Below are 17,621 nucleotides of genomic sequence, written 5' to 3' on the forward strand. Positions count from 1 at the left end.
GAGACGCAGGTTTGTAGTCGGGGTGAAATTGCGCGGACAGCTTCAGGCAAGCTTGCTTTGGCACAGATAGGCGAAAGCCGTGGGAGTGCTGTTGCCATGATCAACACGATGACCAGTTATAAATTGATCTCGTCGAACCTGACGCGTTCGCTGACGAGGGTGGCCGCCGAACCGGTCGTGCAGCGCGACACGGACTACTACCTGAAGAATATCGGCAAGGTCAAAACCATTGACGATTTTATGAAGGACGACCGGCTGTATAAATACGCCCTGAAGGCTGTCGGGCTTGAGGACATGGCTTTCGCCAAGGCCTTTATCCGCAAAGTTCTCACCGAAGGTACCGGCAAGGACAGCTTTGCCAACAAACTGACGGACAAGCGCTACCTGGAGTTTGCCACGACGTTCGATTTCGCCAAACTGGGTGACAAGGCGACCAGCCAGCCCGCCGTGCTCAAGCCGGTGACGGACAAATATGCCCGCCAGACGCTGGAGCAGGAAGCCGGGCAGGACAATGAAGGCGTGCGGCTTGCCCTGTATTTTGCCCGCAAGGCGCCCACGATCACCAATGCCTATGAAATCCTCGGCGACAAGGCACTGCTCAAGGTCTTCCAGACAACCTTTTCCATCCCGACGCAGGCGTCCAACATGGATATCGACCGGCAGGCAAAGATGGTCACCGACAAGCTCGATCTCGCATCTCTCAAGGATCCGGCAAAGCTTGAGAAATTCCTCACCCGGTTTACGGCTATGTATGAAATGAACAATCCCTCGACTGCCTCCACCATTCCCTCGCTGCTTTTCGGCGGGGATACCACAATCGGCATTTCGCAAAACATCCTGACGATCTTGCAGTCGTTCAAGCTGGGTGGCCGCTGATGGAAAACTCGATCTATGTCGGCCTGTCCTCGCAGATATCGCTGGAGCGCCGCCTGGATGCCCTGGCGCACAATGTGGCGAACATGTCGACGCCGGGTTTTCGCGCCACGGGCATGAAATTCGAAACCATGGTGTCGAAGGCGGCCGAGGACTCGAGTTTCGTTTCGGCCGGTCAGAGCTATATCAAGACGGACGCAGGGCCGATCACCCAGACCGGCAATCCCCTGGATATCGCCGCAAAGGGCGACGTATGGTTTTCGCTGCAGACACCGGCCGGGCAGGTTTTCACCCGCGACGGCCGCATGCAGATGACAACGACCGGCGAGCTGCGCTCGGTCAAGGGTTACCCCATCCTGGATGCGGGCGGCCAGCCCCTGGTCATTGACCCCAATGGCGGTCCGCCGCAGATTTCCGCCGATGGGGCGGTCTATCAGAACAAGCGCCAGCTGGGCTCCATTGGCCTGTTCACGATCAGCCCCAATGCCAAGCTGACCTATTTCGACAATTCGGCTGTTATTCCGAGCATTACCGCGCAGCCGACCATCGACAATCCGCATGCGGGCGTTGTTCAGGGCGCCATCGAGGGATCAAATGTCGATGCGATCGGCGAAATGACCCGGCTCATGAGCGTTACCCGGGCTTTCGAGCGGGTCGATGCCTTGCTGCGCGGCAATGAAGGCACCTTCTCCGAAGCCATCAAGACGCTTGGATCGAAGACCTGATGCACCGTCTCCTTGAACCGGCGGGATAAGCATGCAGGATCTTGAAGCAGCCCTGCCGACGATGAGTACCGGGACGGGCAGTCTCGAGGCGCTGGCAAGGCTTGTCTCGCAGGTCGTGACGGCTCCGGCTCCCGTGGCCGTCGGCGGCTATGTGAATGAGGTGTCGCGCTCCGCCATCGGCGTGCGCGGCATTTCGGAACAGGCGCAGCTCGGCGACATGGTGACCATCCGCAGCGACAACCGGCTGCACCCGGCCGAAGTCGTGCGGATCGAGCAGTCGCGCGTCCTGGTCAAGCCGTTCGATGACCGGATCGTGCCGTCGCTCGGAACGCCCGTCTTCCCCGAGGGGCCCTTTCGCATTGCCCCGGCGCCCGACTGGAAGGGGCGGGTCATCAACGCCCTCGGTCTTCCGCTCGACGGCAAGGGTTTGCTCACCGCAGGCAATAATTCCAAGCCCGTGGATTGTCCGGCTCCGCTCGCCATGAATCGCAGCCGCGTCGAAATCGGCCTGCGCACCGGCGTCAATGTCGTCGACGTCTTTGCGCCGATGTGTTTCGGCCAGCGCATGGGTGTCTTTGCCGGGTCCGGCGTCGGCAAATCCACGCTGCTGGCCATGATGACCAAGGCGACGGATTTCGACACGGTTGTCCTGGCGCTGACGGGCGAACGCGGCCGCGAAGTGCGCGACATGCTCGAAGACACCATGGCCGGCAAGCTTGGCAAGACGGTCACTGTTGTTTCGACCGGCGACGAAAGTCCGATGATGCGCCGGCTTGCCCCCAATACGGCAACGGCCATCGCCGAATATTTTCGCGATCTGGGCGACAATGTTCTTCTGATCGTGGATTCCGTGACGCGTTTTGCCCATGCGGCGCGCGAAATCGCCATTGCTGCGGGTGAACCGCCGGTTTCGCGCGGCTATCCGCCGAGCGTGTTCAGCCAGTTGCCGCGCCTGCTTGAGCGCGCCGGCCCCGGATTGTCGGACAGCGGTACGATTACCGGCATTTATGCCGTTCTGGTCGATGGCGACGATCACAATGATCCGGTGTCCGATGCGATCCGCGGCACGCTGGACGGGCACATCGTGCTCGACCGCGCCATCGCTGCGCAGGGCCGTTTCCCGGCCATGGATATTCTCGGTTCCATTTCGCGCCTGGCGCAGCACAACTGGTCGCCGGAACAGGCGAAACTCGCCACCAGCATGCGCAGCCTCATTTCGCGGTTCGAAGAGACCCGCGACCTGCGGATGATCGGCGCCTATCAGGAGGGGGGTGATCCCCTGCTCGATCAGGCCGTTCATCTGGTTCCACGCATTTACGACGCTATGCAGCAGACACCGGCCACGCCGCTTTCGCTGGATCCCTACAGCGATCTGGCAGCGGCGCTTCGGCCAAAGGAGGGGGCATGACAAAACAGAAGACCACGGGCCTGGCGCCTGAAAGCGATCCGGCAACGGAAATTCCCGCGCCCCGCCAGCGCGACAAGCGCTTTGACGGCTATATCAAGGGCGCGGGATTTGTCCTTGCAACCATCTGCGCCATCCTGCCCTTCGTGATGTACTACGACATCTGGGAAGCGCGGCCCAAGCCGGAAGCCACCGGCAAAACCGTTCGCGACCCCCTGGACCGGACGAACCAGAAGGTCGTGCGCAAGAACAACGGCACCGAAGTGTCGCTGTCGAGAACGAAAACCGGCGACGTGGACCTCATGACCACGGCAACCACGTCGGCGCTCACCGGCGATCGTCTGGCGGGGATCAATGCCGCCAGCAAACAGCCGTTTCCCGACAAGCCGGTGTTCCTGGTGCGCGAAGTGGTCGGCGGTCTGGTGATGATCGAAGACAATACCGGCTACTGGTTTGTCGAGAAGGGATCGCCCTTGCCGGATGGAAGCACCCTGGTTGCGATCGAGCGCGGCAATGGCAACGGTTCGTGGCAGATCAAGACATCCGACGGCGAAGTGATCAGCCGAACCAATTGATCAAATGCCTCTTTGTCCATGCATAAGTTCCGTGGCTGTCGTCGCCGCAAGTCTCACGCAAGATTGACCGCATAGAGTGATCTCAATTGATTGGTCCGGGACGCGAGGCAGGCACATGCAGGGGATTCATCTGTTCGAATTGGCATCACGTCAGGCCGAGTGGCTGTCCGTCAGGCAGGCCGCGGTTTCCGGCAATGTCGCCAATGCCAATACGCCGGGTTTCAAGGCGCGGGACGTGGAGCCGTTCAAGGACGTGTTGCAGCAGACCCAGCTGACCATGGCGGCGACAAATGCAAAGCACCTTGAAATCAATGCATCCGGCATCGCCGCCACCGCGCTGCGCAAGAATGAAGTGACGGAACAGAACCATTCGAAGAACACGGTCAGCCTCGAAGCGGAAATGGTCAAGTCCGGCGAGATCAATCGCCAGTTCGCGCTCAACACCAGCATCGTGAAGGCGTTTCACCGCATGATGCTCTCCGCAGTAAAGGGCTGAAACAGATGTCAGATCCGCTCCAGGCCGCGCTCAAGGTTGCCGCTTCCGGCCTCAATGCCCAATCGACCCGTCTGCGCATCGTCTCCGAGAACCTGGCCAACGCCCAGTCGACCGGCAAGACGGCGGGCAGCGATCCATACCGCCGCAAGACCGTTTCCTTTGCCACCGAGCTCGACCGCAGCAGCGGCGTCGAGACCGTGCGCATCGCGGAAGTCGGGCATGACGTTTCCGCCTTTACCGAAGAATATGATCCAAGCCACCCGGCCGCCAACACCAAGGGCATGGTCAAATATCCAAACGTGAACATGGTCGTCGAAATGGCGGACATGCGCGAAGCCAACCGCTCCTACGAAGCCAATCTCCAGGTGGTCAAGCAAGCACGTGAACTGATTGCCATGACCGTCGATCTCTTAAGGAACTCCTGATGATAGACCAGCTTCTCAGTGTATCCACCCGCAACGCTCTTTCCAAACTATCGGAAACCGTCAATCAGACATCCATGCCCGGTGCCGCTTCGCCGGCGACAGCCGCAACCGGTCAGCCTTCCTTTGACAACGTTCTGTCGCAGCTCACCGGCAAACTCCAGAATGCCGAAGCGGTTTCGCTCAAGAGCATGACCGGCGACGTGCCGACGCGTGACGTCGTCAACGCGGTCATGGATGCGGAAAAATCGCTCCAGACGGCCATCGCCATTCGCGACAAGATCGTCCAGGCCTATCTCGAAATCAGCCGTATGCCGATTTAAGGAATCAGAATGAAAGCGCTCACCATTGCTGCGACCGGCATGAATGCCCAGCAGCTCAATCTGGAAGTGATTGCCAACAACATCGCCAATATCAACACGACCGGGTTCAAGCGCGCAAAGGCCGAGTTCTCGGACTTGCTGTATCAGACGGAGCGCAGCGCCGGTGTACCGAACATGGCAAACCAGAGCATCATTCCCGAGGGCGCGATGGTCGGGCTCGGCGTGCAGACCTCGGCCGTCCGCAACCTGCATATTCAGGGCGGGCTCAATCAGACGGGCAATCCCTTCGACGTGGCGCTCAAGGGCCGCGGCTGGTTCCAGATCCAGAACACCGCGGGCGAAACGCTCTATACCCGCGCCGGGGCATTCAACACCAATGCGACGGGGCAGCTCGTAACGCTCAACGGCGATCTGGTCGAGCCCAACATTGTTGTTCCGACCAACACCATCGAAGTGAAAATCACCGATTCCGGCCAGGTTTTTGCCAAGCAATCCGACCAGATTCCGATGATCAATCTCGGCCAGCTGACCATTGCCAATTTTGCCAATGAAGCCGGTCTCGAACCGCTTGGCGACAACCTCTACAAGCAGACCGATGCGTCGGGTGCTCCGGTTGTCGGCGTTCCCGGTGATCCCGGTTTCGGTACGCTGAAGCAGGCCTATCTGGAAAATTCCAACGTCGACCCCGTCAAGGAAATCACCGATCTGATCACGGCCCAGCGGGCCTATGAAATGAATTCGAAAGTCATCCAGGCAGCCGATGAAATGGCATCGGTCGTGTCGAAGAACCTGCGCTGAGGACGATCATGACGGCGGCAAAGATCATCGGGAACTGGGCTCTTCGCGTGCTGGCATTCAGCCTGTGCGCGCTGGTCTTTTCCGTCGCCGCCCGCGCCGAGCGCATTGCATTCCTGGTGCCTTCCCAGATCATCTATCCCGGCCAGACCATCGGCAATGCGGGATTGACGGAAAAGTATTTTACGATCCGTGCCTCCGCCGCCGCGCAATATGTGCTGTCGCCGGATCAACTCGTCGGCAAGATATCGCGCCGGACACTGCTGCCGGGGCAGCCCATCCTCCTGTCTTCGGTCAATGAGCCCGACATGGTGCAGCGCGGGGTTCCGGCGGTACTGGTCTATGATACCGGTGCGCTCGTCATCACGGCGCGGGGCACGCCGCTGGAGCCGGGCCGCGTCGGTGATTTCATCAAGGTGCGCAATATCGACAGCGGCATCACCGTAACGGGCACCATCCTCGCCGATGGGCGTATACAGGTAGGCATGCAATGATGCGGCGTTTCGCGATTGTTCTGTTGGCCGTCCTTGCATCGACCGCACTGCATGCGGGCGAATCTTCGCCCAAGGAAAGAGGCTACAAGACGCCGGCCCAGGCCCAGGCTGCCTGGCAGAAGGACGTCGACGACGGGCGCTGGGGCGGACCGGCTTCCCAGTTCAGCGACGGCGGAGTCATCGCACGGCTCAAGGATATCGCCGCCATTCAGGGCGTGCGTGAAAACCAGCTCGTCGGCTATGGTCTCGTCGTCGGATTGAGCGGAACCGGCGACAGCCTGCGCAATGCGCCGTTCACCGAGCAATCCATGCGCGCCATGCTCGATAATCTCGGCATCAGCCCGCCGGCCGGTGCATCGCGTTCGAAGAATATTGCGGCCGTCATCGTCACCGCCAATCTGCCGCCCTTTGCCGGGCGCGGCTCGCGGATCGACATCACCGTTTCCTCGCTGGGTGACGCCACGTCGCTGTCCGGCGGCACGCTGGTCATGACGCCGCTGGCCGCTGCCGATGGCCAGGTCTATGCGGCGGCTCAAGGCAACCTGATCGTGTCCGGCTTCACGGCATCCGGTAACGCCGCCACCGTTACGCAGGGTACGCCGACCAGCGGACGTATTCCCAACGGCGCCCTGGTTGAAAGGGAGGTTTCCGGAAATTTCGGCCAGGACGGCGAACTTCTCGTCGAGCTGCGGCAACCGGATTTCACCACGGTCGTGCGCATCACCGATACGATCAATGCCTTTGCCAAACGGCGGTACAATCAGCCTGTTGCCAAGGAGCGCGACGCCAAGTCGATCCGTCTGCGCAAGCCCAAGGATATCACGGCGGCCCGCTTCCTCGCGGAGATCGAAGGTCTGCCGGTGCCGACCGACGAGGTGGCGCGGGTCGTCGTCGACGAGCGCACCGGGACCGTAGTCATCGGCGAGAAGGTGCGGATATCGCGGGTCGCCATCAGCCATGGCACGCTTTCCGTCAAGGTCACCGAGACGCCGACGATCATTCAGCCGGAACCGTTCAGTGACGGCGTGACGGCGGTCGAACCGAACACCAACATCCAGGTTCGGCAAACCTCCAAAATCGGCGTTCTTGGCGGAACCGATCTTGAAAGCCTGGTGAAGGGTCTCAATCAGATCGGCGTGAAGCCGCAGGGCATCATCGCCATCCTTCAGGGCATCAAGACGGCCGGCGCATTGCATGCGGAGCTGGTGGTCCAATGAGTGTTGCCATGAACGCACGACGGAAAATCACGGCATCCTCCAAGGCTGCTGCATTCTTGCTGGCAATCTCCCTGCTGCCATCCGCCACCATGGCGCAGGATGCGGCCCCCAAGGATGAAACCGGGCAGGAAATCGGCCGCTATTGCACCAACATCACCGACAAGGCGGCCGATGCGCGCTATGCCATGCAGACGCGCGAACTGGAGCAGCTGCGGGCGGATATCGACAGCCGCATCCAGGAGCTGGAGGCCAAGCGCAAGGAATATGAGGTCTGGCTGAAACGGCGTGACGCGTTCATCGACAAGGCCGAGGATTCGCTGGTGGGCATCATTTCCAAGATGCGGCCGGATGCGGCTGCGGCCCAGATGGCGCTGATGGGCGACGAGCCGGCAGCCGCGCTGCTGCTGAAGCTCAATCCCCGTGTCTCCAGCGTTATCCTGAATGAAATGCCCGCGGAAAAATCCTCGCGTCTTGCCCGCGTGATTGTCGGATCCCGTGTGGTCACAAACAAAGAAAGAACCGCACAATGAAGAAAGCGGCATCCCTGTTTGCCATCGCCAGTGCCGTTGCCCTTTCGGGATGCGCCGACAATTTTCGTGATCTGAACCGCACACCACAGATGTCGCCGGTGGGCGCGGGCGTCGGGCAAAGCTTCAGCGTTTCGGATCCATCCTATTATCCGTCCCAGCCGCAGCCGAAACGCTATTCGCTCTGGCAGGACCGCGCGGCCGGGTTCTTCCGCGATCCGCGCGCCACCAATCCGGGCGACGTTTTGACCGTCAACATTCTGATCGACGAAAAGGCGACGTTCGACAACAAGAACAGCCGTTCGCGCGTCGCCTCATCCGATGTCGGCGGCAAGGCGGATATCAGCGGCAGCGGCTTCTCCGCCGGCAATATCGGCGGCAATCTCGATCTGAAATCCGATAGCCGCACCAAGGGCGAGGGCAAGATCGAGCGGTCGGAAAAGATCGTGCTGAGGGTTGCGGCCATCGTCACCAATATTCTGCCCAACGGCAATCTGGTCATCCGCGGCTCGCAGGAGGTGCGCGTCAATTATGAATTGCGCGTGCTGAATGTCGCCGGCGTCGTACGGCCGCGTGACATTTCCGGCGACAATGTCATTTCCTACGAGAAGATCGCCGAGGCGCGCATTTCCTATGGCGGCCGCGGGCGCCAGAGCGAAACGCAGCAGCCGGCATGGGGTCAGCAGATCCTCGATCAAGTATCGCCGATCTGACCGATATGAGCACGCTCGCCGAAGACACGACACCCGCCCCGAAAGCACCATCCAGCGTGGCGGTCATTGCTGCGGTGGCGGTCCTCACGCTCGTCGCGGCGGCGGGCGGCTGGTTTCTTGGAACACAGCTCGGCCTGAGCGTGCCGGCCGGTCAGGCCGCCGGGGCGGGCGAGAAGACGCGCCCCGCCGGTACCGACCTGCCATCCGGCAATGTCGTGGCGCTCAAACCGATCCTGACCAACGTGAAAATCCCGCAGGATGTCTGGATCAGGCTGGAAGCGGGCATCGTGGCCAAGCCCGGCGAGAAAATATCCGATGAAATGGCGGCAACCGTAGCCGGCGACTTCATGGCCTTCCTGCGCACCGTCAATCTCATGCAGCTGCGCGGGGCGGCGGGGCTGGAATATCTGCGCATGGATCTGCAGGAGAGGGCGCGGATGCGTTCCGAAGGCAAGATCGAGAAAGTGTACATCTGGGCATTGGTGATGGAATGAAACGGCGTCTTCTGACACCCCTGCTGCTGCTTGTACTCGGCGGAACCGCCGTGGCCCAGACGCCCTCGCTCCTGGACGGGCTGATCCCGCAGGGCAGCGCGTCGACCAGCGGCCAGATCATCCAGATGCTGGCGGTGCTGACGGTGCTTTCCATCGCGCCGGGCATCCTGATCATGGCCACGAGTTTTACCCGCTTCGCCATTGCCTTCTCCATGCTGCGTTCCGGCCTCGGCCTGCAGACAACGCCGGCCAATCTCGTGATGATCAGCCTTGCACTGTTCATGACCTTTTATGTCATGGCGCCGGTTTTCGACCGGGCGTGGCAGAACGGCGTGCAGCCGCTGGTGAACAACCAGATCACCCAGGATGTGGCGATCCGCGAGATCATGTCGCCGTTCCGTGAATTCATGCTGCGGCAGGTGCGCGACAAGGATTTGCGGCTGTTCGAGGATCTGGCGGACGAATCCTTCCGCACCAAGGCCAATGAGGCCATTGATATGCGTATCCTCGTGCCCGCCTTCATGATTTCCGAGCTGCGCCGCGGTTTCGAGATCGGCTTTCTCATCGTCCTGCCGTTCCTGGTCATCGACCTGATCGTCGCGACGCTCACCATGTCCATGGGCATGATGATGCTGCCGCCGACCGTGCTGTCGCTGCCGTTCAAGATCCTGTTCTTCGTGCTGATCGACGGCTGGAATATTCTGGTCGGCAGTTTGATACGATCGTTTTCGTAACCATGATGAAAATTAATCTTGGCCGTTATTGAAACCGTAACAATTCTGGCGTACTCCTGCTCGTCATAACAGGTGACCGCTTCGGTTACAGGCATCATGCCGCTCTGTTAGGTCGGTTCTGATCCGACATGTCCCCATCACATGTATCTTTTATAGGGGCTTTTTCCATGGCCAGCATTCTTACCAACGCGTCAGCAATGACCGCGCTTCAGACACTTACTGCAACCGGCAAAAACCTTGCCACCACTCAGAACCGCATTGCAACGGGCCTGAAGATCTCCGAAGCTTCCGACAACGCCGCTTACTGGTCGATTGCCACGACAATGCGTTCGGACAACGGTGCCAACTCGGTTATCCAGGACGCTCTCGGTCTCGGCAGCTCCAAGATCGATACTGCCTATTCCGCAATGAACAAGGCCATTGATTCGGTAAACACCATCAAGAACCTGGTTCTGGCTTCCAAGAATGCCAGCGCTGAAGACCGCGCCAAGAACCAGCTGCTGATCAACTCGGCTATCGGCGCCCTGAAGGAGAACGCAGGCGCTTCCTACGCCGGTTCCAACCTGCTCACCACCGACCAGGCTGTCGACGCTGCTCCTGCAACGGCAAACTTCAGCACGATCGCTTCCTACAGCCGCAGCTCGACCGGCGTCGTAACGACCGGCTCGATCGACGTTGCGCTTGCCAATACCCGTCTTATCGACACGGGCGGCACCGCTGCAACGAAGACAGGCATTCTCGACAAGCAGTTTGCTGTTACCAACGCAGCAGCCGCACCTGTCACAACGCAGACCTCGATCCTGACGATCGACGTTTCGGCTGCAGGCGTCGACAACACGGCGATTGACGGCATGCTGACCGGTATCGAAGCTGCTGCCAAGGGCCTGGCTTCCGGTGCTTCGCAGCTCGGTGCTGCCAAGACCCGTATCGACAGCCAGAAGTCGTTCATCAGCGCGCTTTCGGATGCCGTTGATCGTGGTATCGGCACGCTGGTCGATGCTGACATGAACAAGGAATCGGCTCGTCTGTCGGCTCTGCAGGTTCAGCAGCAGCTCGGCGTTCAGGCGCTGTCGATTGCCAATGCAAGCAACCAGACCATCCAGCAGCTGTTCCGCTAAGGATGACGATCCCTCGGGATCGGTACTGAATTGGGCCACGCCTCGTGCGTGGCCTTTTTCTTTTCCACTTCGCAGCACGCTCTAACTTCGCGCAAGCTTCGGCCTCTATGGTCGGACGACGCAAGCGTGGTGGGCATCGATGGAAAAGAATATCAGACAGTCTCTGGAGCAGTTTCTGGGTGCCATGAAAAAGCTTGGCGCGCGGCGGCTCATCGGGCTCGCCCTCGTCGGCGTCACCCTGTTCGCCACCATTCTTGTCTCCAGCATTTATCTCAACCGCCCGCAATATGAGACGCTGTATGTCGGCCTCAGCCGCGACGACGTCAACCGCATGGGCATGGCCCTCGGCGAAGCGGGGATAGCGTTCGATGTGAAGGCCGACGGCACGTCCGTGCTCGTCCCGTTCGGCAAGGCGGACCAGGCCCGCATGTATCTGGCCGAGAAGGGGCTGCCGACCAGCAACAATGCCGGTTACGAACTCTTCGACAATATGGGCTCGCTGGGCCTTACCTCGTTCATGCAGGAAATCACCCGGGTGCGTGCACTCGAAGGCGAAATTTCCCGGACAATCCAGGCGATCCGCGGCATCAAGGCCGCCCGCGTGCATATTGTTCTGCCGGAAAAGGGCAGCTTCCGCCGCGGCGATCAGGCACCCTCCGCTTCCGTGGTGATCCGCACCGAGGGCGGGTTTTCGATGGAGTCGGCGCAGTCGATCCGCCAGCTTGTCGCAGCCGCCGTGCCGCAGCTGACTGCCTCCGAAGTCACCGTGCTCGATACGAACGGGCGGCTCCTGGCATCCAAGGATGATGGCTCGAATGCCGGTGCCGTCATGTCGGCGACGCTGGAGCAGAATGTTTCGGCCTCGGTCGATGACAACATCCGCAAGGCGCTGGCACCCTATCTCGGCATCGGCCATTTCCAGACAAGCGTCCAGGTGGCGCTCGACACGGACAAGCGCCAGACCAACGAAACCGTGTTCGATCCGGAATCAAAGGTTGAGCGGTCCGTGCGTGTCGTGCGCGAAAGCGGCGATTCGAAGAACTCGAAGAGCGACAACGCGACCGGTGTGGAACAGAACATCCCGCAGGAAGAAATCCAGAGCAAGAACGGCGACAGCTCGACCGAAAAGACCGACAAGCGCGAAGAGCTGACCAATTACGAGGTCAATTCCAAGACGATCTCGACGGTCAGCGACAGCTATCAGATCAAGCGCCTGTCGATCGCCGTCGTCATCGACCAGGCGCGGTTGCTGGCAACCGCAGGCGTCACACCGGTTCCGGACAAATTCGTCGAACAGCAGATCGCCAAGATCACCCAACTGGTGGCAACCGCGGCCGGCCTCGACCAGAAGCGTGGGGACGTCATCAACGTGACCGCGCTGAACTTCATGGAAGCAACCGACGATCAGCTGCAGCCGGCCGCCACGCCGCTGTCGGAAACGATGTCACGGCAGGCGGGCAGCTTCGTCAATGCCGCTGCATTGATCGTCGCCGTGGGTCTGATCCTGTGGTTCGGCGTTCGCCCGCTGATGCGCGAAATGACCAAGCCGCAGGATGCGCTGCAGCTGGCGGCCGGTACGGACGTGGCTGTTCCCGATTTCACCGCCGCATCGCGGCCGCAGCCGGCGCTGGCCGCCAATGCCGACCAGAGCCTGCCCTATGACGACCTGAGCGAGCTGCGGCGGCGCATGCGCGTTCCCGCGCAGAACCGGCTGGAACAGATGATCGACATGGATGAAGAGCGCGTGGCGGCGATCTTGAAGCAATGGGTTCACGAGGCAGCTTGATATGGCCCGATCGATTGCCAGTATGCTCACCGACTTCACGCCGAAACATGTGCCCGATGACCGGGTGACGGTTTTTGCCGCCGCGACGCGTGAGCGCGTTGAAACATTGGTGGATGACGCGGTTCCCGAAGATGTTGTCGATCTCATCGATATCGAGCTGAAGATCAAGGAAACCTTCGAGCTCGGCCGCGCCGAGGGGCAGGCGGAGGCCTCCGTGCTCTTCGATGCGGAAAAACTGCGGCTGGAGCGGGATTTTCAGGAACAGCTGGCGGCGGCGGAAGCGGATTTCATGGATCGGATCGGAACCCGCCTGTACGAACAGGTGGAAGCGGGGCTGGCGGTCATATCAGCGGGACTGTCGAGCAGTCTTGCAACCGTTCTTTCCCCTTTGGTTGAAAAGAATCTGCGTGACCGCGCTGTTACCGGCTTTGTCGGGGAAATCGAGCGGCTGACACAGGGCCTGGAGGGCGTGATGATCGACATTTCCGGGCCGCCGCACCTCATCGATGCTTTGCGCAATCGCCCGGGGATTGATCTCATGCGCTTCACGTTCATCCGGTCCGATCAGCCGGAGCTGTCGATGAAACTCGACGACGTGGTTGTCGAAACGCGGCTTGGTCACCTGATTGATGCGGTGAAGGATACGATCCGATGAATATCGACCCGGAAACCCGCCGCGAAATCGTCATTGTCCGGCGCGGCCGCAATGACGGCGAAGACAGCCACCATGGCGGGGTCTGGAAGATCGCCTATGCGGATTTCATGACCGCGATGATGGCCTTCTTCCTGGTCATGTGGCTCATCAATGCCGCCAATGAGGAAACCAAGGCGGCCGTTGCCAGCTATTTCAATCCGGTCAAGCTGATGGACCGGCAGGCGCGGCCGAAGGGCATTGAAGCCACGGACAATCAGGAAGGCAAGGTTCGCTTCGAACGCCCCAATTCGACCGATGCGGAAACCAAGAGCGCGCGCAACGAAAAGGAACTGCAAGCCAAGCCGGAGACGGAAGAGCGGCAGATGTTCAAGGACCCCTATGCGGTGCTTGCGGAAATCGCCACGGATTCCGGCGTGTTGCAGAACCGGTCAGCCAAGGGTGACGGCGGGTCCAACAATGCCGGCCCATCCACGGGCGCGCAGGGCGGTGACGCCTATCGCGATCCGTTCAATCCCAACTATTGGTCGACCCATGTGGAGGATGATCTCTTTCCGCTGACCGACAGTCCCGCCGTGCCGCCGCCCTCGCAGGAGCAGCTGGAAAAGCGGGCTGCGGGCGTGGAAGACAAGGCCGGTGCGCAGGCGCCGACGGCCGATGCAAAGCCGATGGATACGGCCAATGCCGCCCAGCAGGCGAACCAGCAGAAGCTGGAAAAGACCGCGGCCAAGCCCGCCGACGCCAGCGTAACCGTTGATCCGGCGAAGGGCGACAAGCAGCCGGATTCGGCGCAGCTTGCTTCGGCGCGCGAGCTTGCCTCGGAAATTTCGAAGAAGACCGGCACTGCCGCCGATGAAAAGGCGCCTGACATCACCGTGGTGCCCACCGACGAGGGTGTCCTGATCCAGCTGACCGACAAGGTCGACTACGGCATGTTCGCCATCGGATCGGCAAAGCCGGACAAGCGGGTGGTGCAGGTTCTCGAGCAGATCGCCAAGATTATCGCGGCGCGCAAGGGCGACGTCATCATCAGCGGCCACACCGACGCGCGCCCCTTCAAGAGCGATACGTATGACAACTGGCGGTTGTCATCGGCGCGCGCGCACATGGCCTATTACATGCTGACGCGCGGCGGCCTCGATGCCAAGCGCATCCTGCGCGTGGAAGGCTATGCCGACCGCGATCCCAAGGTGCCGGCCGATCCCTACGCGGCTCAGAACCGGCGTATCGACATCTTTTTGAAAACGGCCAAGAGATGATGTGGGGCTCCCGTCTGCGATGGCTGTTGATCGGTTTTGTGAGCCTGCCTCTTGGCATGGCCCGGGCCGACATGCTGTCGCCGGAACCCTATCTGCTGGTGCGCTCCATGCGGATGCTGCAGGATCAGGTGGCCTCCGGCAAGCCGGAAGCCCTGCCCATGCTCAACCGGGTGCTGGGCCATATTGCAGCGCAGCTCCAGGCGGCCAATCCGGATGTCTGGCAAAAGCCGGCCAACGCCTACGCCATTCTCATCTATCTCCTGAATGGCGGCAATCCGCAGGTCGTGCGCACCATCCTCACCACGACGAAACTGGATGGCATCAGTCCCAAGCTGGTCGCAGGTTCGCTGGCCTATGCGGATGGCAACCCGCTTGGCATCGTTGAAAACTTCAGCGAGGAGCTGCCGCCGGATGTGCCGAGCGAACTGATCGCTTCCATCTCGCTGGTGACCGCAGCACAGCTCGCCGCCATCGATGTACCGACAGCGCTGAAGCGCCTGGATTACATCCGCTTGACGGCGCCGGGAACCCTGCTGGAAGAGGCTGCCCTTCGGCGCGGCCTGATGATGGCCGCCAATCTGGGTGACAAGGACAAGGTCAGGCTGCTGGCCCGCAATTATCTGCAGCGCTTTGCCCTTTCACCCTATTCGGAGGACTTCTTCCGCCAGCTGGTCGATGCGGTCATGGTCCTCAAGGCCAAGATCAGCAATGACGAGATCGAGGAAATGGCGTCGCTGGCCTGGACCGGTGCCCGCATGCCCTTTTACCTGCGCATAGCCCGCGGTGCGATCGTCGGCGGCGACATGCAGCGCGCCCGCTTCATGTCGGAAAAAGCCGAAGCGCTGGCCCAGTCGCTCAAGGCGGATGACACGCAGGCACGGCTCTATCTCGGGATCAGCAATGTCGGCACGGAGAAGACCGACGATGCGATGAAAATGCTCTTGGAATTGCCGCGCGACCGCCTGCATGAACGCGATGTCAAACTGCTGGAAGCAGCGGCGGCGATGGGGGGTAAAATCCTCGAGCAGCCATCCGCGGATGTTGCGGAAACACCGCAGCGATCCGTTGTGAGAGCCGGTGCCGCACCAACGGACGCCAGGGCAAAGACCGGTGCACCCAAACCGGCCATCGCGGTTGATCCGATGATCGATGAAACACGCAAGAAGCTTGACGCAATCGATGCGCTTCTAGGGAAGGCCAGGAAATGACCATCGGACCGGATATGCCGCTCAGATCACTCAAGGACGCCATTGTCGGGGAGACAGGCAAGGGAAACCGCCTGCCCGACAGGAAAGCGGCCAAGGGCAAGGACGACGCGGTTGACTTCAAGTCCATGCTGGAGGCAAAGCCGCTCCGCCTGCCGTCCGAGGCGGGCGACGGGATCGCGCCGGATGACGTTGCCGCGATGGATGACGAACCGGAGGTTGAAGCGGACGACGAGCAGGCAAGCACTGGCCCGTCCGCGCAGGCCATGTTCGGCCAGTCCATCCTCGCCCTGGAACAGCTGCTTGACCGGCAGGCATCGGCCGGCGGCGGTCAGCCCGGACGTGAGAACAAACCGCTGCGGGCACTGGACGCCAATGCCCTGACCGACGGGGAAACGGCGCTCGATACCGGCGAAAATGGTAAAGACGAACCGCCTGCGCCTGCGTCTCTGGCCGACAGGAAAGCCGCTGCGGACGCGGTTGACAAGCCGGCTGTAAAAGCCGCTGCCAATCCTGATACCAAGGCTCAGCCGGACAAGGCCGATGGCCCGCAGCCGCAGCCTGCCGAAGCAGCGGCGGCCGATGCGCCCAAGGCCCGCGTCAGTGCAAAGCAGGCTCCCGAACAGGCGCAGCCGCCCGCCGTCAGCACCCCGGCTCCGGTTGCCCAGCCGGCCCCCGCCGCCGATCCGCGCGTCACCCTGACAACGCTTGCCGAGGCGGCGCCAGCAGCGCCGCAGAGCCGCCCCGCCATCGCGGATGTCCAGATCATCTCGGATCACAGCACCAGTGCGGCACGAACGCTGGTGATCCAGTTGCAGCCGGTCGAACTCGGTACGGTCACGGCCCGCCTGCGTCTGACCGGCGAAGGCATGCATATCCAGCTCATGGCGGAAAGCAAGGCGGCAGCCGAGCACCTCGCGCGCGACCACGAAGCCCTTGGCAAGGCCCTGCAGCGCGCCGGTGTTGCCGATGACGCATCCGCCGTCACCATTTCCGTGATCGATCGCAGTGGAGCCGTGGCAAGCACACAACCGGGCCAGCAGGCCATGACCGGCCAGGACCAGCCGGCCGGGAGCCGGGGACAGGCCAACACCGGCTCGCAGGGAACGCAGGGCGACCGCTCGTCCGGGCAGCAGCATTTTGGAGACAGCAGACCCGATGAAAGCGATGACAAGACTGCCAAAACCATGGCTGATCGCACTGTGTCTCGCGGCCTGGTCGTGTAGCAGTCTGCTGACCGCGCACGCTGCGCATGCCGACAATCTCTGCGAGCGCGAAATGCACCGGGCGTCGAGCAAATACGACATCCCGATCGGCATTCTCTATGCGGTTGGATTGACCGAGACCGGGCGCAAGGACTCGCTGCAGCCCTACGCCATGAACATCGAAGGCAAAGCGGTTTTCATGCCGTCAGCCGCGGCCGCCGTGATGAAATTCAACGAAGCACATGGCCAGGGTGCCAAGCTCATCGACCTCGGTTGCATGCAGATCAATCACTATTTCCATGCCAGCGCCTTTCCCTCCGTGGGGGCAATGCTGGACCCGGCAACCAACGTCGATTACGCCGCGCGCTTTCTCAAACAGCTCCGGGCACGCGAAGGCAACTGGACCATGGCCGTGGCACGCTACCATGCGGGTCCCAACAACAATCCGGCACAGAAGCAGTATGTGTGCCGGGTCATGGAAAACATGGTGGCTTCGGGCTTCGGAAACTGGACGCAAAAGGCGCGAATGTTCTGCGATAAGTGAGGGCGTTAATGATCGGTAATAAAACGTGAATTTGTTGACGCGGTCATCTTTCGTTAAGG

The 17,621-nt window shown here is 61.1% G+C and carries 21 protein-coding genes; all 21 read left to right on the top strand.

The features are described from left to right. Positions 1-96: 96 nt before the first annotated feature. The 21 genes from RDL77_RS16990 (at position 97) to RDL77_RS17090 (ending at position 17,562) form a co-directional block, all read left to right on the top strand. The gene (locus RDL77_RS16990; RefSeq protein WP_288193864.1) at positions 97-876 is read left to right on the top strand and encodes a DUF1217 domain-containing protein; all 780 of its coding nucleotides are present in this window, start codon (positions 97-99) and stop codon (positions 874-876) included. Then, positions 873-1,598 carry a flagellar basal-body rod protein FlgF gene (gene flgF, locus RDL77_RS16995; RefSeq protein WP_223615519.1) on the top strand — a complete coding sequence of 242 codons (726 nt, stop codon included), beginning with the start codon at positions 873-875 and terminating at the stop codon, positions 1,596-1,598. The genes RDL77_RS16990 and flgF overlap by 4 nt, the downstream gene beginning before the upstream one ends. Before the next feature lie 31 nt (positions 1,599-1,629). After that, positions 1,630-3,006, top strand: a complete 1,377-nt coding sequence (fliI, locus tag RDL77_RS17000) for a flagellar protein export ATPase FliI (RefSeq protein ID WP_374042738.1) — start codon at positions 1,630-1,632, stop codon at positions 3,004-3,006. Continuing rightward, on the top strand, positions 3,003-3,578 hold the full coding sequence (locus RDL77_RS17005; RefSeq protein ID WP_223615477.1) for a hypothetical protein: 576 nt from the start codon (positions 3,003-3,005) through the stop codon (positions 3,576-3,578). Before fliI ends, RDL77_RS17005 begins: the two co-directional genes overlap by 4 nt. A 115-nt stretch (positions 3,579-3,693) precedes the next feature. Beyond that, positions 3,694-4,074 (top strand): flagellar basal body rod protein FlgB, encoded by a 381-nt coding sequence (gene flgB / locus RDL77_RS17010; protein WP_105735211.1) that lies wholly within the window; start codon positions 3,694-3,696, stop codon positions 4,072-4,074. A gap of 5 nt (positions 4,075-4,079) precedes the next feature. Further along, complete coding sequence (gene flgC / locus RDL77_RS17015) at positions 4,080-4,499, top strand: flagellar basal body rod protein FlgC (protein ID WP_105735210.1); 420 nt, start codon at positions 4,080-4,082, stop codon at positions 4,497-4,499. After that, on the top strand, positions 4,499-4,819 hold the full coding sequence (locus tag RDL77_RS17020; protein WP_223615476.1) for a flagellar hook-basal body complex protein FliE: 321 nt from the start codon (positions 4,499-4,501) through the stop codon (positions 4,817-4,819). Before flgC ends, RDL77_RS17020 begins: the two co-directional genes overlap by 1 nt. Positions 4,820-4,828: 9 nt before the next feature. After that, entirely contained in the window at positions 4,829-5,617 is a 789-nt protein-coding gene (flgG, locus tag RDL77_RS17025; protein WP_223615475.1) for a flagellar basal-body rod protein FlgG, read from the top strand. An 8-nt stretch (positions 5,618-5,625) separates the two neighbouring features. Further along, the gene (gene flgA / locus RDL77_RS17030) at positions 5,626-6,108 is read left to right on the top strand and encodes a flagellar basal body P-ring formation chaperone FlgA (protein WP_223615474.1); all 483 of its coding nucleotides are present in this window, start codon (positions 5,626-5,628) and stop codon (positions 6,106-6,108) included. Next, positions 6,105-7,325: a flagellar basal body P-ring protein FlgI gene (locus tag RDL77_RS17035; protein ID WP_374042739.1), complete on the top strand. Its 1,221-nt coding sequence runs from the start codon at positions 6,105-6,107 to the stop codon at positions 7,323-7,325. The genes flgA and RDL77_RS17035 overlap by 4 nt, the downstream gene beginning before the upstream one ends. Positions 7,326-7,414: 89 nt before the next feature. Further along, positions 7,415-7,855 carry a MotE family protein gene (locus RDL77_RS17040; RefSeq protein ID WP_308526413.1) on the top strand — a complete coding sequence of 147 codons (441 nt, stop codon included), beginning with the start codon at positions 7,415-7,417 and terminating at the stop codon, positions 7,853-7,855. Next, positions 7,852-8,565: a flagellar basal body L-ring protein FlgH gene (flgH, locus tag RDL77_RS17045; protein ID WP_223615473.1), complete on the top strand. Its 714-nt coding sequence runs from the start codon at positions 7,852-7,854 to the stop codon at positions 8,563-8,565. The genes RDL77_RS17040 and flgH overlap by 4 nt, the downstream gene beginning before the upstream one ends. 5 nt (positions 8,566-8,570) lie before the next feature. Continuing rightward, a complete protein-coding gene (locus RDL77_RS17050; protein ID WP_288193890.1) occupies positions 8,571-9,059 on the top strand; it encodes a flagellar basal body-associated FliL family protein in 489 nt (162 codons plus the stop codon). Then, a complete protein-coding gene (fliP, locus tag RDL77_RS17055; RefSeq protein ID WP_223615472.1) occupies positions 9,056-9,793 on the top strand; it encodes a flagellar type III secretion system pore protein FliP in 738 nt (245 codons plus the stop codon). Before RDL77_RS17050 ends, fliP begins: the two co-directional genes overlap by 4 nt. A gap of 167 nt (positions 9,794-9,960) precedes the next feature. Then, the gene (locus tag RDL77_RS17060; protein ID WP_223615471.1) at positions 9,961-10,911 is read left to right on the top strand and encodes a flagellin; all 951 of its coding nucleotides are present in this window, start codon (positions 9,961-9,963) and stop codon (positions 10,909-10,911) included. Positions 10,912-11,050: 139 nt separating this feature from the next. Continuing rightward, positions 11,051-12,697 carry a flagellar basal-body MS-ring/collar protein FliF gene (gene fliF / locus RDL77_RS17065; protein ID WP_223615470.1) on the top strand — a complete coding sequence of 549 codons (1,647 nt, stop codon included), beginning with the start codon at positions 11,051-11,053 and terminating at the stop codon, positions 12,695-12,697. Position 12,698: 1 nt separating this feature from the next. Next, positions 12,699-13,352: a hypothetical protein gene (locus RDL77_RS17070; RefSeq protein WP_288193865.1), complete on the top strand. Its 654-nt coding sequence runs from the start codon at positions 12,699-12,701 to the stop codon at positions 13,350-13,352. Then, positions 13,349-14,608 carry a MotB family protein gene (locus RDL77_RS17075; RefSeq protein WP_288193866.1) on the top strand — a complete coding sequence of 420 codons (1,260 nt, stop codon included), beginning with the start codon at positions 13,349-13,351 and terminating at the stop codon, positions 14,606-14,608. Before RDL77_RS17070 ends, RDL77_RS17075 begins: the two co-directional genes overlap by 4 nt. 38 nt (positions 14,609-14,646) lie before the next feature. Further along, entirely contained in the window at positions 14,647-15,816 is a 1,170-nt protein-coding gene (locus RDL77_RS17080) for a chemotaxis protein MotC (RefSeq protein ID WP_288193868.1), read from the top strand. Next, on the top strand, positions 15,813-17,039 hold the full coding sequence (locus RDL77_RS17085) for a flagellar hook-length control protein FliK (RefSeq protein ID WP_288193869.1): 1,227 nt from the start codon (positions 15,813-15,815) through the stop codon (positions 17,037-17,039). The genes RDL77_RS17080 and RDL77_RS17085 overlap by 4 nt, the downstream gene beginning before the upstream one ends. A 52-nt stretch (positions 17,040-17,091) precedes the next feature. Next, a complete protein-coding gene (locus RDL77_RS17090; RefSeq protein WP_223615515.1) occupies positions 17,092-17,562 on the top strand; it encodes a transglycosylase SLT domain-containing protein in 471 nt (156 codons plus the stop codon). Positions 17,563-17,621 lie beyond the last annotated feature (59 nt).

Source organism: uncultured Phyllobacterium sp., assembly GCF_902479695.1.
In the GTDB taxonomy this organism is placed as follows: Bacteria; Pseudomonadota; Alphaproteobacteria; order Rhizobiales; family Rhizobiaceae; genus Phyllobacterium; species Phyllobacterium calauticae.